Raw genomic sequence first — 14,603 nt, forward strand, 5'->3', positions numbered from 1 at the left:
GAGGCCACCGGTGACCTGAACCGCGAGAAGCTGAACGGCATGATCTTCGACCGGGTCGTGGAGAAGGTCGCCGCGGACCACGGGATCACCGGCCGGCGTTCGTGCGGGTCTCAGCGGGCGGTGCCCCAGGTGTGGGCCACGTCCACCACGAGACGGTCGGGCAGTTGGAGGATCCGGAACGGGAGCCTGGCGCGGACGCCGAGGCCGATCTGGGTGTCGCCCTCGAAACTGCCGACGAACCGCGTGTCCTTGAAGGTGCGGTACCCGGCGAGGTTCACGCCGGGCAGCGGCTGGGCCACCTTGCCCCGGTAGGTCGCCCCACCGGTCTCGGGGCTGTAGCTGGGAGCGGCGATACGCACTTCCAGTATGGCTCCGCCGGCGACCGGGACGTATTGGCCGGAACCGTCCTGGTACACCCGGTTGACGTACCTGACGTCGTAGCCGATCTTGCCGCTGCCGATGCCCGGGACGTGGAAGACCATGCGGTCGAAGCAGTCGTGGCGGCCGGTCCTGATGTCCACCAGGGAGTCGGTCGCGGCGCTGGCGCCGGTCTTCTGGGCGCTGCCCCAGCCGGTGGGGCAGGCCGCGGTCGTCTGCGTGGCCACCGCGGGGGCGGCCTCGGCCGGCACTGTCAGCATCCCGAATCCGGCGCCTGTGAGCAGGAGCGTCGCCAGTGCCGTGGCGCGTCGTTTCATTGTTTTTTCCCCTGACGCTGGGCCTTTATTGTGTTGGACGATCGGGGCAGCGGGATGGTTGCGGACGAATCGGCCGCAATACCGCCTCGATCGGTGAACTCGGGTACCCCGCCGCAAGGGTGGCGAATCCGGGCGGGGTCCGGTTCAGGCCATCACCGGCAGCAGTCGGGGGCCAGGCCGTGCGGCAGCCTCTCGCCGCCGAAGACGGCCGTGGTCGCCTCGTCCCCGCCCAGGGCGGCGACGGCCAGCAGCAGGGAGCCCGCCGTCCAGGTGGTGAGTTCCTCGGGCCAGACGGCACGGTTGCCCTCGAAGACGTAGCCCGTCCAGTACATCCCGCCCGGTCCGCGCAGGTGCCCGATGGACTGGAGGATCTCCAGCGCGCGGTCGGACTCGCCCATCGCCCAGAGCGTCAGGGCCAGTTCGCAGCTCTCGCCGCCGGTGACCCAGGGGTTGGGCAGGACGCAGCGTACGCCGAGGCCGGGGACCACGAAGTCGTCCCAGGCGCTCTCGATGCGCTCCTTGGCCGCCGCGCCGGTGACGGCGCCGCCGAGGACGGGGTAGTACCAGTCCATCGAGTAGCGGTTCTTGTCGAGGAACCGCTCCGGGTGGTGGCGGATGGCGTGGGCGAGCGCGCCGACGGCCAGCTCCCAGTCGGGCTGGGGCTCCTCGCGTTCCTCGGCGACGGCCAGCGCGCAGCGCAGCGCCTGGTGGATGGAGGAGGAGCCGGTGAGCAGCGCGTCCGTGACGGGCGTGCCGTCCGGCTCGCGCTTCCAGCCGATCTGGCCGCCGGGCTGCTGGAGCCGCAGTACGAACTCGACGGCCGCGTACACGACGGGCCACATCCGGTCGAGGAAGGTGTCGTCGCCCGTGGCGAGGTAGTGGTGCCAGACGCCGACCGCTATGTAGGCGCAGAAGTTGGTCTCCCGGCCGTGGTCGGTGACCTGGGTGTGGTCGCCGTCGTGGTAGGCGGCGTACCAGGAGCCGTCCTCGTTCTGGTGGCGGGCGAGCCACTCGTAGGCGCGGGCGGCGGCTTCGTGCTCGCCGGCGGTGTCCAGGGCCATGGCGGCCTCGGTGTGGTCCCACGGGTCGAGGTGGTGGCCGCGGAACCAGGGAATGGCTCCGTCCTCGCGCTGGGCGGCGAGGATGCCCGCGACGGTCTCGGCGGCCTGCTCGGCGGTGAGGACGCCGGGCAGGACGAGGTGCTCGGTCCTCTCGGGGCTCGTCACGCGGTCTCGGCCTCGCCCTTGGGCAGGTGGGGCTTGGTCGCGTACGCCACGAAGCTCTTGCCCATGATGGGGTTGAGGGCCCGCTCGGCGAGGCGGGTGGCCAGGGGCTTCTTCATGATGTCCCAGACCAGCAGCTTGTGGTACGCGCGCACCGGCAGCGCCTTGTCGTTGTCGACGCCGAACGCGCACTTCAGCCACCAGTACGGCGAGTGCAGCGCGTGCGCGTGGTGGGTGCCGTACGGCTTCAGCCCGGCCTCGCGGATCTTGGCGAGCAGTTCGTCGGCCTTGTAGATGCGGATGTGGCCGCCCTCGACCTCGTGGTAGGCGTCGGAGAGCGTCCAGCAGACCTTCTCGGGGCCGTAGCGGGGGACGGTGACGGCGATGCGGCCGCCGGGCTTGAGGACGCGCACCATCTCGGCGAGCACGCCCTTGTCGTCCGGGATGTGCTCCATGACCTCGGAGATGATCACGACGTCGAACGACTCGTCGGGGAAGGGCAGGTTGAGGGCGTCGCCCTCCATCGCGGTGGCACTCGCCCCGGCGGGCGCCTCACCGGCCTCCTTCATGGCGGCGAACCACTTGGCGACCTCGCGGATCTCCTCGCCGTTCTGGTCGAGGGCGACCACCTGGGCTCCGCGCCGGTAGCACTCGAACGCGTGCCGTCCCGCGCCGCAGCCCAGGTCGAGCACGCGGTCGCCGGGGGCGAGCGGGAAGCGGGTGAAATCGACGGTCAGCACGGGGACGGCCTGCTTTCACGGAAGAGGGGGGAAGGTGTACGGGGGGGACTGCGAGGTCATCGGCGGGCTCCGCGCGCGGCGATCGCCTCGCGGTACAGCTCCGCCGTGCCCTGGGCCGCGCGGGCCCAGGTGAACCTGTCGAGGACCCGGGCGCGGCCCGCCGCGCCGAGCCGGCCGCGCAGTTCGGCGCCGTCGTCGCCGAGCAGTCGGCCGAGGGCCGCCGCGAGGGCGCCCGCGTCGCCGGGCGGGACGGCCAGGCAGGTCTCGCCGTCGGTGCCGGCGACCTCCGGGATGGCGCCGCCCGTGGTGGCGACCAGGGGCGTCCCGGTGGCCATCGCCTCGGCGGCGGGCAGCGAGAACCCCTCGTACAGCGAGGGCACGCACGCCACTTGGGCGCCCCGGTAGAGGTCCACCAGCTCGGCGTCGGTGACGCCCTTGACGAACCGGACGGCGCCGTGGAGCCCGTACCGCTCGATGGCCTGCGCGACCGGGCCGTCCTCGGCGCGCCTGCCGACGACGACGAGGTGGGCGTCCGGGTTTTCGGTGCGGAGCTTGGCGAGGGCCTCGACGAGGTGGACCAGGCCCTTGAGCGGGACGTCGGCGCTGGAGGTGGTGACGATCCGGCCGGGGACCTCCGGGACGGCCGGGTCGGGGGACCACAGGTCGGTGTCGGCGCCGATGTGGACGACGCGGATGCGGTCCTGGCGTACCCCGAGGTGCTCGACGATCTCGTCGCGGGAGGTTCCGGAGACGGTGAGCACGGAGGGGAGGCGGCGGGCGACGCGCTTCTGCATGCGCGTGAAGGCGTACCAGCGGCGGACGGAGGCGCGGCGCTTCCAGTCGGCGGCGGCGTCGAGCTCCAGTTGCCGGTCCACGGTGATCGGGTGGTGGATGGTGGTGACGAGCGGGGCGCCGAGGTCGCCGAGGAGGCCGTAGCCGAGGGTCTGGTTGTCGTGGACGACGTCGAAGTCGCCGCGGCGGGCGGCCAGGTGGCGGCGGGCGCGCAGCGAGAAGGTGAGCGGTTCGGGGAAGCCGCCGGTCCACATGGTGGCGACTTCGAGGGCGTCGATCCAGTCGCGGTACTCGTCGCGCTTCGGCGTGCGGAAGGGGTCGGGCTGCCGGTAGAGGTCGAGGCTGGCGAGCTCGGTGAGGGGGACGCCGTCGTCGAGTACGGGATAGGGCTGGGAGCCGATCACCTCGACGCTGTGCCCGAGGCGGGCCAGTTCGCGCGACAGGTGGCGGACGTAGACGCCCTGTCCGCCGCAGAACGGGTTTCCTTTGTAGGTGAGGAGCGCGATGCGCAACGGGAGGTGGTCGTCCCCGGTGACACCGCCGCGGGGGCCTGCCTCTATGGCCTCAGCGGTCACTCGCGGCCCCCTTCTGCCTTGCGTTTCGCCGGAGCGTAACCGGTCGCGCTAATCTAGAACAAGTTTCAGACTTGATCGTTCGAGGAGCTTCGAATCTACCGGCAGGTAGCGCCACTGTAAGGGCCGGATCAGGTGATTCACGCCACGGCGGGAGCCCGGCGGTACCGGCCCGTACACAGGCCTGCACGCCATGGAACGGAACAACGGAACGGGACACATGACAGCGGAAGTCAGACCGGCGTCGCCGCCGCTCACCGAGCGCCAGGAGGCGCGCCGTCGCCGGATCCTCCACGCGAGCGCGCAGCTGGCCGGCCGGGGAGGCTTCGACGCCGTCCAGATGCGGGAGGTCGCCGAGGCCGCCGGGGTCGCGCTGGGCACGCTGTACCGGTACTTCCCGTCCAAGATCCACCTGCTGGTCGCGACCATGCAGGACCAGCTGGACCACATGCACACGACGCTGCGCAAGCGACCGCCGGCCGGGGAGTCCGCCTCGGAGCGGGTCGCCGAGACGCTGATGCGCGCCTTCCGGGCCCTCCAGCGCGAGCCGCACCTCGCCGACGCGATGGTGCGGGCGCTGACGTTCGCTGACCGCAGTGTGAGCCCGGAGGTGGACACCGTTTCGCGGCAGACGACGGCGATCATCCTGGACGCCATGGGGCTGGAGCACCCGACGCCGCAGCAGTTGTCCGCGGTGCGGGTGATCGAGCACACCTGGCACTCGGCGCTGATCACCTGGCTGTCGGGCCGGGCGTCCATCGCCCAGGTGAAGATCGACATCGAGACGGTGTGCCGCCTGATCGACCTGACGGCCCCGGGCACCTCCGGTGCCGGAACGGGGGCAGGGACCGGCCCCGGCGGCGCGGGACCGGCCTGACCTGCCGCGGCGGCCCTCTACTGGGTGGTCTTGCTCTTCTCCAGGTCCTCCTGGAAGAGCTTCTCGCACGCCGGGCTGCTGTCCGTGGCGATGAACATGACGGTGATGTAACCGCCCTGGCCGTGGTGGCTGGCCTTCAGCGTCCAGCCGCTCTTGTCCAGCGACTTGATGACGGAGCCCTTCTGGTCGAAGCTCCGCGACTCCTTCCAGCCGTTCTTGGCGAGGGCCGCGACCGTGTCGTCGTAGGACTTCTTCGAGTCGGTGGCCTTCTCGCCGTCGACGGCCCAGTCGACCATGCAGGACTTGAGAGCCGGCGGGACACCGTCCGAGGCCTTCTTGGTGAAGCCCGCCGCCGTCGCCGCGTCCCCGATCTCCTTGGTCACCGCCGCCGCGTCCAGGCTGGCGCCCTCCGCCTGTGCGCCCGCACCGGCCGGGGCCGAGGAGCCGGACGAGGGCGCGGCGGCACCCGTTTCCTTGTCGGAACCACCGCCGCCGCATCCCGCGACCAGCAGCAGCACACCGGCGGCCGCGGCCGCCCTCCCCCAAGCTCTCGACCTCGCTCGAGCAGGGAGGACCCCCATCACCTTGCGCATGAAACTCCCGATCCTGCGTGCACGCGGGCCCCGTGCCCCCGTGATCAAGGAACGAGTTTCGCACGGGGGCAGGGAGCGGCCCGTGCAACGACGGGTGCCGCGCGCCGTTCCTTCGCGGCATTCTCACTCTTCGTCAGGGGGGAAGACCGGCTCGCCGCCGTCCACCAGGGTGATCGTGATCGCCTCCACCGGGCACTCCTCCGCCGCCGCGAGGATCCGCTCGTCGGCGGCCGTCTCGGTGGTCCGTGGCCGCGACTGGCGGGCGGTGTCCAGGGCGAAGCCGTCCGGGGCGTGGTTCACGCACATGCCGGAGCCGATGCACACGCCCCGGTCGACCTCCACGTGCCAGCGGTCGCCCATCACGACACCTGGCCCGCCGCGTCAGCGGCTGCTGTGTACGTGGCCGGGAGGTGGATCATCTTGTACTCCAGGTAGGCGTCGTACCCCTCGGGCCCGAACTCCCGGCCGAGGCCCGAGTTCTTGTAGCCGCCGAACGGGCCCAGCATGTCGAGGCTGAAGGTGTTGACGTTGAAGGTGCCGGTGCGGACCCGGCGGGCGAAGTCGATGCCGCGTTCGGCGTCGGCGGTCCACACGCTGCCGCTGAGGCCGTACTCCGAGTCGTTGGCGATCTTCAGGGCCTCGGCCTCGTCCTCGTACGGCAGGAGGCAGATGACGGGGCCGAAGATCTCCTCGCGGGCGACGCGCATCCGGTTGTCGACGTCGCCGAGGAGGGTCGGCTCCACGTACCAGCCGCGCTCCAGGCCGGCCGGGCGGCCGCCCCCCGCGAGGACCTTGGCGCCCTCCTCCTGGCCGACGCGGATGTAGTCGAGGGACCGCTGCCGCTGGCGCCGGGCCACCAGCGGGCCGACCTGGGTGGCCGGGTCGAGCGGGTCGCCGACCACCAGGGCGCCGGCCGCCGCCGCGAGGGCCTCGGCGAACTCGTCGTACCGGGCGCGCGGGGCGAGGATCCGGGTCTGGGCCACGCACGCCTGGCCGTTGTTCATCCAGGCGGCCGGGACGATCCCGGCGACGGCCGCCTCCAGATCGGCGTCCGGCAGGACGACGGCCGCGGACTTGCCGCCCAGTTCCAGGGTGACGCGCGTGAGGTTGCGCGAGGCGACCTCCATGACGCGCTTGCCGGCCCCGACGGACCCGGTGAAGGAGACCTTGTCGACACCGGGGTGGCCGACCAGGTACTCGCTGACCTCGCGGTCGGCGGGCAGGATCGACAGCACTCCCTCGGGCAGCCCGGCCTCCGCCACGATCTCGGCCAGGATGTACGCGTCGAGGGGCGTCTCCGGCGACGGCTTGAGCACCACCGGGCACCCGGCGAGCAGCGCCGGGCCCAGCTTCGCGGCGGCCGTGAACTGCGGGACGTTCCACGGCACCACCGCCGCGACCACCCCGACCGGCTCGCGCCGCACCAGGATCGGGCCCAGGACGCCGGCCCGCTCCACCTCGTACGGGTGGTCGCGCGCGACCGTGATGGCCGCGTCCCACACCATCATCGCGCCGAGCGCCTGCGCCAGGACGCTCCACGAGTACGGGGAGCCGTTCTGCGCGCTGACCGTCCGGGCGATCTCCTCGTGCCGTACGGCGATCGCGTCCTTGATCCGGGTGACGACGGCGATCCGCTCGTCCAGCGGCATGCGCGGCCAGGGCCCCTCGTCGAAGGCCCGGCGCGCCGCCGCGACCGCGCGGTCGACATCGGCCTCGGAGGCGTGCGGCACCCGGCCGATGACCTGCTCGGTGTGTGGTGAGACCACCTCGATGACGTCATTGCCGAGGGGATCGGCCAACTCCCCGCCGATGAACAGCTTCCCGTGCTCGACCAGCTCGGTCATGGCCCGCCTCCCGCAATTTCTGACAGTGTGTCAGAACTGATACCAGTTCTCGTTATAGTGGGCAATGGCCGTACCGCCGTGGGGAGATGAGGTCGCATGCCACCAGGACCGCAGGTGTACGACCACGGCGGAGGCGTTTCGGGCATCGCCGTCACCATCCCGGACAACCCCCTCGGCCACACCCTCGTCCATGTCGTCGACACCGACCGGGGCCCCGTCCTCGTCGACACCGGCTGGGACGACCCCGGCTCATGGACCGAGCTCCGCGACGGGCTCACCGCGCTCGGCACCTCCGTGCGCGACATCCACGGCGTGCTCGTCACCCACCACCACCCCGACCACCACGGCCTGTCCGGACGCGTCCGCGAGGCGTCCGGCGCCTGGATCGCCATGCACGCCGCCGACATCGCCGTCGTACGCCGCACCCGCGAGGCCGAGCCGGGCGCCTGGCCGGACTACCTGCTGGCCAAGCTCACCGCCTCCGGCGCGCCCGACCAGCACACCGCCCCCCTGCGGGCCGCCACCCGCACCCGTGACCTCCCCCTGCCGCGGCCCGTCCTGCCCGACCGGGAGATCGCGCCCGGCGAGCTGCTCGACCTCCCGGGGCGCCGGCTGCGCGCGGTCTGGACGCCCGGCCACACCCCCGGGCACGTCTGCCTGCACCTGGAGGAGGAGCACCCCGCGCGCCTGCCCGGCCGGGGGCGGCTGTTCTCCGGCGACCACCTGCTGCCCGGCATCAGTCCGCACATCGGGCTGTACGAGGACCCCGAGGACGACGCGGTCACCGATCCCCTGGGTGACTACCTGGACTCGCTGGAGCGGATCGCCCGCCTCGGCGTCGCCGAGGTCCTCCCCGCCCACCAGCACGCCTTCACCGGCGCCGCCGGGCGGGTGGCGGAGCTGCTCGCCCACCACGAGGAGCGGCTCACCGGCCTGCTCGGCCTCCTCGCCACCCCGCTCACCCCCTGGCAGCTCGCCGAGCGCATCGAGTGGAACCGCCCCTGGGCCCGGATCCCCCACGGCTCGCGCACCATCGCCGTCTCGGAGGCGGAGGCGCACCTGCGGCGCCTGGTGAAACTGGGCCGCGCCGAGCCGGTCCCGGGCAGCGACCCCGTGACGTACGTCGCCGTGTGAGCCGTCCTGACCCGCCGGTAGAGTGAGCGGGTCGTCATCATGCCCGTACGGGGGGAAGCCGGTGCAAATCCGGCGCTGACCCGCAACCGTGAGCCGCCGTCCCCGAGACGGTGGTGAGCCGGATCGCCCCGTACGCGCACGTGTTCGGCTCGTGTCATCGGGACCTACCGCCCGGTGACCGGCACCGTCGAGGAATACGGAGCCGGAGCCTGGTGCCTTTCGTGTGCCGGTGCCCGGTTCCCGCAGGAGAGGCCACCGAAGCCATGACCACCGTTCGCGTCCGCCGCGTCCGCCACGGCGCCGCCGCGCTCGCCGCGGCCGCCGTCCTGCTGTCCGGCGGTTCCCCGGCCGCCCACGCGGCGCCATCGCCGGCCCCCTCCCCCGCGCCCCCGTCGATCCCGGCCGGCCTGTACGGCACGAAGGACCCCACGTACGACGGGGTGTGGCGGCAGTCCCTCGCGTTCATGGCCCAGCAGGTGGCCGGGGTGGAGCCGAACCGCACATCCGTGGACTGGCTGCTGAAGCAGCAGTGCGACAGCGGCGGCTTCGCCTCCTACCGCCCGGCCCCGGCCAGGACCTGCGACCCCAAGACGCTGCTGGACACCAACGCGACCGCCGTCGCCGTCCAGGCCCTGTCCGGGGTCGACAAGCCGGAGGCGGCCGAGCCCGGCACCGACCCGGTCAGCAAGGCCATGGACGCGGGCGCCGCGTGGCTGAAGGGCGTGCAGAACAAGGACGGCGGCTGGGGCTACAACCCCGGTGCGCCCAGCGACGCCAACTCGACGTCGATCGTCGTCAGCGCGCTCGCCGCGACCGGCCACCGGCCCGGCGACATCACGTCCAGCGGCGGGAAGACCCCGTACGACGCGCTGCTCGGCTTCGCCATCCCCTGTGACGCCAAGGAGGGCGCCGGCGCCTTCGCCTACCAGCCCGACCCCGGGACCGGCGCGCTCGTCCCGAACGGCGACGCCACCGCCGCCGCCGTGCTCGCCGGGCTCGGCAAGGACCTCCAGACGCGCGGGGCCAAGCCCTCCCAGCCGCCCACCTGCGAGACCCCCGCCAAGCCGGCCGCCACGCCGACCGCCGAGCGGGCCGCCCGCAATGGCGCCGCCTACCTGGCGCGCGCGCTCGCCAGGACCGGCCACCTCGACCTGCCGCCGATGCCGGGCGCCGTCACCACCGCGCCCCAGCCGGACTTCGGCAACACGGCCGACGCGGTCATCGCCCTCGGCGCGGCCGGGCACGGCGACAAGGCGGCCGGTGCCCTGGAGTGGCTGAAGAAGAACTCCGCCGCCTGGGCCGAGCAGAACGGCCCCGCCGCCTGGGCCCAGCTGATCCTCGCCGCGCACACCGTGGGCGCCGACGTCCGCGACTTCGGCGGCGTGGACCTCGTACGGCAGCTGAACGCGACCGGTCCGGCGCCCGCGTCGGTGCCCCTGGAGGAGAAGCCGGAACAGCGGGAGACCGAAGAGGAGCCGGGCTTCAACGTCTGGCTGGCCGTGGCCGTCTTCCTGGTCGCCGGCCTGGGCATCGGTTTCCTGCTCAGCGGCCGCAAGCGGAGCCGGCAGCGGTGATGCGCGCCCGGATCCTCATCCCGCTGCTCGCGGCCTGTGCCGTGCTGCTCGGCCTCGCCGTGCCCGCGCAGGCGGCCGGCTACCGCTACTGGTCGTTCTGGGAGAGCGGTGGCGAGGGCTGGACGTACGCCACGCGGGGCCCGACCACCGCCCGGCCCGCCGACGGTGACGTCAACGGCTTCCGGTTCGCTGTGAGCACCGACTCGCAGGACGCCGCGCGGCCGCGCCCTGCGCCCGACTTCGCCGATATCTGCGGGACGGCCCCCGCGGAGGACGGCACCAAGCGGGTCGGTGTCGTCATCGACTTCGGGACGGCGGCGGACGCGCCCGAGGGCTCCGGGCAGCCGCCCGCGCCGCGCGTGGCGTGCGCGCGGGTGCGTGCCGACGCGACGAGCGCGGAGGCGGCGGCGGCGGTCGCGAAGCCGCTGCGGTACAACAGCCAGGCGCTGCTGTGCGCGATCGAGGGCTATCCGAGGACGGGGTGCGGGGAGCAGGTGTCCTCCGCGCCCGACGGGCCGAGCCCGGCCGGGTCGCCGTCCGCTCCGTACCCCGTCATGGACCTCGAACCCGGCCCGTCCGTCGGTCTCGTCGCCGCTCTGGCCGCCATCGCCGTCCTGGGTGCGGCCGCCGTGTGGCAGGTCCGCCGCCGTCGCCGATGAACCTCCGCGCGCCTGAGGCGAACCGCTCCAACGCCCTGCACGCGGGCGCCTGGTGGCTGTGGGCCCTCGGCCTGGCCGCCGCGGCGTCGCGCACGACCAACCCGCTTCTGCTGGGTCTGCTGGTCGGCGTGGCCGGGTACGTGGTGGCGGCCCGCCGCACCGACGCGCCGTGGGCCCGGTCATATGGGGCGTTCGTGAAGCTGGGGCTGGCGGTGCTGGTGATCCGGCTGGTGTTCTCGGTGCTCCTCGGTTCGCCCATCCCCGGTACGCACCTGCTGCTCACGCTCCCCGAGGTGCCGCTGCCCGACTGGGCGCAGGGCGTGCGGATCGGCGGCCGGGTGACGGCCGAGCAACTGGTGTTCGCGCTGTACGACGGGGCGAGGCTGGCCACGCTGCTGATCTGCGTGGGTGCCGCCAACGCGCTCGCGAACCCGGCGCGGCTGCTGAAGTCGCTGCCGGGCGCGCTGTACGAGGTCGGGGTCGCCGTGGTCGTCGCGATGACCTTCGCGCCGAACATGGTCGCCGATGTGGTGCGGCTGCGGACCGCGCGGCGGCTGCGCGGGCGGCCGACGGGCGGGGTGAAGGCGGTGCTCCAGGTGGGCCTGCCGGTGCTGGAGGGCGCGTTGGAGCGGTCGGTGGCGGTCGCCGCGTCGATGGACGCGCGGGGGTACGGGCGGACGGCACCGGTGCCGCGCGCGGTGCGGCACGCCACGACGGTCCTGACGCTGGGCGGGCTGCTCGGGGTGTGCGTCGGCGCGTACGGGCTGCTGGCGGCTTCCGGCGGCTCGTACGCCCTGCCGTTCGTCGGGACGGGGACGGTCATGGTGCTGGCGGGGCTGCGGCTGGGCGGCCGCCGTTCGGTACGCACCCGCTACCGGCCCGACCGGTGGGGTGCGCGGGCCTGGCTGGTGGCGGGTTCCGGGGCGGCGGTCGCGGCGATGCTGGTCGCCTCCGACGCGGCGGCGCTGCACCCGGGTGTCGTCCCGCTCGCCGCGCCCGAGCTGCCGGTGTGGCCGGCGCTCTCCGTTCTGGTGGGCCTGCTGCCCGCGTTCGTGGCCCCACTGCCGAAGGAGTCCGTGTGATCCGGTTCGAGAACGTGACGGTGACGTACGCCGACGCAGGCGCGCCCACGCTGGAGGGCGTCGACCTGACCGTCCCGGAGGGTGAGTTGGTGCTGCTGGTGGGGCCGTCCGGGGTGGGCAAGTCGACCCTGCTGAACGCGGTGTCGGGCCTGGTCCCGCATTTCACGGGCGGCACCCTGCGCGGCCGGGTCACCGTCGACGGCCGCGACACCCGTACCCACAAGCCGCGTGAGCTGGCGGACGTCGTCGGCACGGTGGGCCAGGACCCGCTCGCGCACTTCGTCACCGACACGGTGGAGGACGAGCTGGCGTACGGGATGGAGTCACTGGGCCTCGCCCCCGCGGTGATGCGGCGGCGGGTGGAGGAGACGCTGGACCTGCTGGGCCTCGCGCCCTTGCGGGACCGGCCGATCGCCACGCTGTCGGGCGGCCAGCAGCAGCGGGTGGCGATCGGGTCCGTGCTGACCCCGCACCCGAAGGTGCTGGTGCTGGACGAGCCGACGTCGGCGCTGGACCCGGCGGCGGCGGAGGAGGTCCTCGCGGTCCTCCAGCGCCTGGTCCACGACCTCGGCACCACGGTCCTGATGGCCGAGCACCGCCTGGAGCGGGTGGTCCAGTACGCCGACCGGGTCGCGCTGCTCTCCGCTCCCGGTGCCCCGGTGGTCCTCGGGCCCCCCGCCGACGTCATGGCGGTGTCCCCCGTCCACCCGCCGGTGGTCGCCCTCGGCCGCCTGGCGGGCTGGGACCCGCTTCCGCTGTCGGTCCGCGACGCGCGGCGCCGTGCGGGCGGTCTGCGGGAGCGGCTGGCGGGCCTCGCGCCCGCCCCCGGCCGCTCCGGCGGGGCTCCGGCCGCCGGGCGCGCCGCCCCGGTCGCCCCGTCCGGTGTGCGGGCGGTGCTGAGCCGCCTGGTGCGCGGTGAGGCCGCCGCCCCCGCCGAGGACGCCGGGCGTCCCGTCGCCGAGGCCCGGTCCGTCGCCGTGCGGCGTGGCAGGGTCGAGGCGCTGCGGGGCGTGGGGTTCGAGGTGCGCGCCGGAGAGACCGTGGCGCTCATGGGCCGCAACGGTGCCGGTAAGTCGACCCTGCTGGGGACGCTGGTCGGGATGGTCGAGCCGGCGGCGGGCAGTGTCCTCGTGGGCGGCCGGGTGCCGCACCGTACACCGCCGCGTGAGCTGATCCGGCACGTCGGGCTGGTCCCGCAGGAGCCGCGCGATCTGCTGTACGCCGACACCGTGGCCGCCGAGTGCGCGGCCGCCGACGCCGACGCGGGCGCCGACCCGGGGGCCTGTCGGGCGCTGGTCTCGGAGCTGGTGCCGGGCGTGGGGGACGACACCCATCCCAGGGACCTGTCCGAGGGGCAGCGGCTCGCCCTGGCCCTGGCGGTCGTGCTGACCGCCCGGCCTCCGCTGCTGCTGCTCGACGAGCCGACCCGGGGCCTGGACTACGCGGCGAAGGCCCGGCTGGTCGGCGTCCTGAAGGGCCTGGCCGCCGACGGGCACGCCATCGTGATGGCGACGCACGACGTGGAGCTGGCCGCCGAGCTGGCGCACCGGGTGGTCGTCCTGGCCGAGGGGGAGGTCGTCGCGGACGGCCCGACCCACGAGGTGGTCGTCTCCTCCCCCGCCTTCGCCCCGCAGGTGACGAAGATCCTGGCCCCGCAGCCGTGGCTGACCGTCTCCCAGGTGGAGGCGGCCCTGTGAGCACCCGGTCCCACCCGGTACGCCTCGGGCCCCGCTCGGTCGCCGCCCTCGTACTGATCAGCGCCATCGGGGTCGTCGCCTTCGGCTGGCCGCTCCTCGCGGACGGCGCGTCGGTGCTGGCGGGACGCTCCCAGGACGCGCCGTGGCTGCTGGCCCTGCTGCTGCCGCTGCTGGTGGCGGTGGTGGTCGCGACGATCGCCGACTGCGGTATGGACGCCAAGGCGGTGGCGATGCTGGGCGTGCTGGCGGCGGTCGGGGCGGCGCTGCGCCCGCTGGGTGCCGGCACGGCGGGGCTGGAGCCGATGTTCTTCCTGATGGTGCTGAGCGGCCGGGTCCTCGGCCCGGGGTTCGGTTTCGTGCTGGGTGCGGTGACGATGTTCGCGTCGGCGCTGCTGACCGGCGGGGTGGGGCCGTGGATGCCGTTCCAGATGCTGTCGATGGGGTGGTTCACGATGGGCGCCGGGCTGCTGCCGGGCCCGGTAGGGCTGCGGGGCCGGGGCGAGCTGCTGATGCTGGCGCTGTACGGGGCGGTGGCGGCGTTCGCGTACGGGACCGTCATGAACCTCCAGGGGTGGGTCACCCTGCAGGGCATGGGCAGCGGGATCTCGTTCCACGCGGGCGATCCAGTGCACGAGAACCTGGTCCGGTTCGTGGCGTACTGCGCGGCGACGTCGCTCGGCTGGGACCTGGGGCGGGCGGTGCTCACGGTCGTGCTGATGATGACCATCGGATCGACGGTCCTGAAGGCGCTGCGCCGGGCGACTCGCCGGGCTGCCTTCGAGGCGCAGGTCACATTCGAAGGCGCCGAGAGGGCCTGAAAGGGCGCTGTGAGGGTGAGGCGCCCCACAGGACGTAGGTCACATACGAGGGGAGATAGTGGGCTGAAACGGACATCCGTCCGGCCTGCTCCTCCCCGTGGCGACCTGCACTGATCGCGCCGGGGTACGGGGAGTCCTTGCGCCCCGAGTCCGGTTCCGCCTAGTAACAGGGGTCCTTGCGGCGGCCGCACCGCCCTGTTTCTCTGGTGATGTCGCCGGGCGCCGCTCGCATCGCAGCGCCCCTGGCAGCCACCTTTCCCCGCCCCTGGCGTGGTTCCGGCATGCCTGTGCGACTCCCCATGT

At 73.6% G+C, this 14,603-nt stretch carries 14 protein-coding genes; 7 read left to right on the top strand and 7 right to left on the bottom strand.

Annotated elements, in window-relative coordinates; genetic code table 11:
• Positions 1–110 precede the first annotated feature (110 nt).
• The 4 genes from ABT360_RS28030 to ABT360_RS28045 form a co-directional block, all read right to left on the bottom strand.
• Entirely contained in the window at positions 111–695 is a 585-nt protein-coding gene (locus ABT360_RS28030; RefSeq protein ID WP_444852335.1) for an AMIN-like domain-containing (lipo)protein, read from the bottom strand.
• Between the two features lie 152 nt (positions 696–847).
• Positions 848–1,921 (bottom strand): prenyltransferase/squalene oxidase repeat-containing protein, encoded by a 1,074-nt coding sequence (locus tag ABT360_RS28035; RefSeq protein WP_351822261.1) that lies wholly within the window; start codon positions 1,919–1,921, stop codon positions 848–850.
• Positions 1,918–2,658, bottom strand: a complete 741-nt coding sequence (locus ABT360_RS28040; RefSeq protein WP_351822264.1) for a class I SAM-dependent methyltransferase — start codon at positions 2,656–2,658, stop codon at positions 1,918–1,920. Before ABT360_RS28040 ends, ABT360_RS28035 begins: the two co-directional genes overlap by 4 nt.
• A gap of 56 nt (positions 2,659–2,714) precedes the next feature.
• Complete coding sequence (locus tag ABT360_RS28045; protein ID WP_351822267.1) at positions 2,715–4,025, bottom strand: glycosyltransferase family 4 protein; 1,311 nt, start codon at positions 4,023–4,025, stop codon at positions 2,715–2,717.
• 217 nt (positions 4,026–4,242) lie between these two features.
• On the opposite strand from ABT360_RS28045, the gene ABT360_RS28050 reads away from it, so the two are divergent.
• Positions 4,243–4,899: a TetR family transcriptional regulator gene (locus tag ABT360_RS28050; protein ID WP_351822270.1), complete on the top strand. Its 657-nt coding sequence runs from the start codon at positions 4,243–4,245 to the stop codon at positions 4,897–4,899.
• Positions 4,900–4,916: 17 nt separating this feature from the next.
• On the opposite strand, the gene ABT360_RS28055 is transcribed toward ABT360_RS28050, so the two are convergent.
• The 3 genes from ABT360_RS28055 to ABT360_RS28065 all read right to left on the bottom strand — a co-directional run bounded on the left by ABT360_RS28055 (position 4,917) and on the right by ABT360_RS28065 (position 7,336).
• Positions 4,917–5,492: a hypothetical protein gene (locus ABT360_RS28055; protein WP_351822273.1), complete on the bottom strand. Its 576-nt coding sequence runs from the start codon at positions 5,490–5,492 to the stop codon at positions 4,917–4,919.
• A gap of 123 nt (positions 5,493–5,615) precedes the next feature.
• Positions 5,616–5,852: a ferredoxin gene (locus ABT360_RS28060; protein WP_351822276.1), complete on the bottom strand. Its 237-nt coding sequence runs from the start codon at positions 5,850–5,852 to the stop codon at positions 5,616–5,618.
• Positions 5,852–7,336, bottom strand: coding sequence for an aldehyde dehydrogenase (locus tag ABT360_RS28065; RefSeq protein WP_351822279.1), 1,485 nt, complete (start codon positions 7,334–7,336; stop codon positions 5,852–5,854). The genes ABT360_RS28060 and ABT360_RS28065 overlap by 1 nt, the downstream gene beginning before the upstream one ends.
• A gap of 96 nt (positions 7,337–7,432) precedes the next feature.
• On the opposite strand from ABT360_RS28065, the gene ABT360_RS28070 reads away from it, so the two are divergent.
• The 6 genes from ABT360_RS28070 to ABT360_RS28095 all read left to right on the top strand — a co-directional run bounded on the left by ABT360_RS28070 (position 7,433) and on the right by ABT360_RS28095 (position 14,300).
• A complete protein-coding gene (locus ABT360_RS28070; RefSeq protein WP_351822282.1) occupies positions 7,433–8,470 on the top strand; it encodes an MBL fold metallo-hydrolase in 1,038 nt (345 codons plus the stop codon).
• Between the two features lie 263 nt (positions 8,471–8,733).
• Positions 8,734–10,044, top strand: a complete 1,311-nt coding sequence (locus tag ABT360_RS28075; RefSeq protein ID WP_351822285.1) for a prenyltransferase/squalene oxidase repeat-containing protein — start codon at positions 8,734–8,736, stop codon at positions 10,042–10,044.
• Entirely contained in the window at positions 10,044–10,703 is a 660-nt protein-coding gene (locus ABT360_RS28080; RefSeq protein ID WP_351822288.1) for an SCO2322 family protein, read from the top strand. Before ABT360_RS28075 ends, ABT360_RS28080 begins: the two co-directional genes overlap by 1 nt.
• Positions 10,700–11,785, top strand: a complete 1,086-nt coding sequence (locus ABT360_RS28085; RefSeq protein ID WP_351822291.1) for an energy-coupling factor transporter transmembrane component T — start codon at positions 10,700–10,702, stop codon at positions 11,783–11,785. The genes ABT360_RS28080 and ABT360_RS28085 overlap by 4 nt, the downstream gene beginning before the upstream one ends.
• Positions 11,782–13,482: an ABC transporter ATP-binding protein gene (locus tag ABT360_RS28090; protein WP_351822294.1), complete on the top strand. Its 1,701-nt coding sequence runs from the start codon at positions 11,782–11,784 to the stop codon at positions 13,480–13,482. Before ABT360_RS28085 ends, ABT360_RS28090 begins: the two co-directional genes overlap by 4 nt.
• Positions 13,446–14,300 (top strand): ECF transporter S component, encoded by an 855-nt coding sequence (locus tag ABT360_RS28095; RefSeq protein ID WP_444852336.1) that lies wholly within the window; start codon positions 13,446–13,448, stop codon positions 14,298–14,300. Before ABT360_RS28090 ends, ABT360_RS28095 begins: the two co-directional genes overlap by 37 nt.
• Positions 14,301–14,603 lie beyond the last annotated feature (303 nt).

Source organism: Streptomyces sp. NPDC000229, from assembly GCF_040300825.1.
GTDB lineage: Bacteria > Actinomycetota > Actinomycetes > Streptomycetales > Streptomycetaceae > Streptomyces.

Coding starts and splice junctions, on each gene's coding strand:
- ABT360_RS28030 (WP_444852335.1), bottom strand. CDS start 695: ATGAAACGACGCGCCACGGCACTGGCGACGCTCCTGCTCACAGGCGCC.
- ABT360_RS28050 (WP_351822270.1), top strand. CDS start 4,243: ATGACAGCGGAAGTCAGACCGGCGTCGCCGCCGCTCACCGAGCGCCAG.
- ABT360_RS28055 (WP_351822273.1), bottom strand. CDS start 5,492: ATGCGCAAGGTGATGGGGGTCCTCCCTGCTCGAGCGAGGTCGAGAGCT.
- ABT360_RS28060 (WP_351822276.1), bottom strand. CDS start 5,852: ATGGGCGACCGCTGGCACGTGGAGGTCGACCGGGGCGTGTGCATCGGC.
- ABT360_RS28065 (WP_351822279.1), bottom strand. CDS start 7,336: ATGACCGAGCTGGTCGAGCACGGGAAGCTGTTCATCGGCGGGGAGTTG.
- ABT360_RS28070 (WP_351822282.1), top strand. CDS start 7,433: ATGCCACCAGGACCGCAGGTGTACGACCACGGCGGAGGCGTTTCGGGC.
- ABT360_RS28075 (WP_351822285.1), top strand. CDS start 8,734: ATGACCACCGTTCGCGTCCGCCGCGTCCGCCACGGCGCCGCCGCGCTC.
- ABT360_RS28080 (WP_351822288.1), top strand. CDS start 10,044: ATGCGCGCCCGGATCCTCATCCCGCTGCTCGCGGCCTGTGCCGTGCTG.
- ABT360_RS28085 (WP_351822291.1), top strand. CDS start 10,700: ATGAACCTCCGCGCGCCTGAGGCGAACCGCTCCAACGCCCTGCACGCG.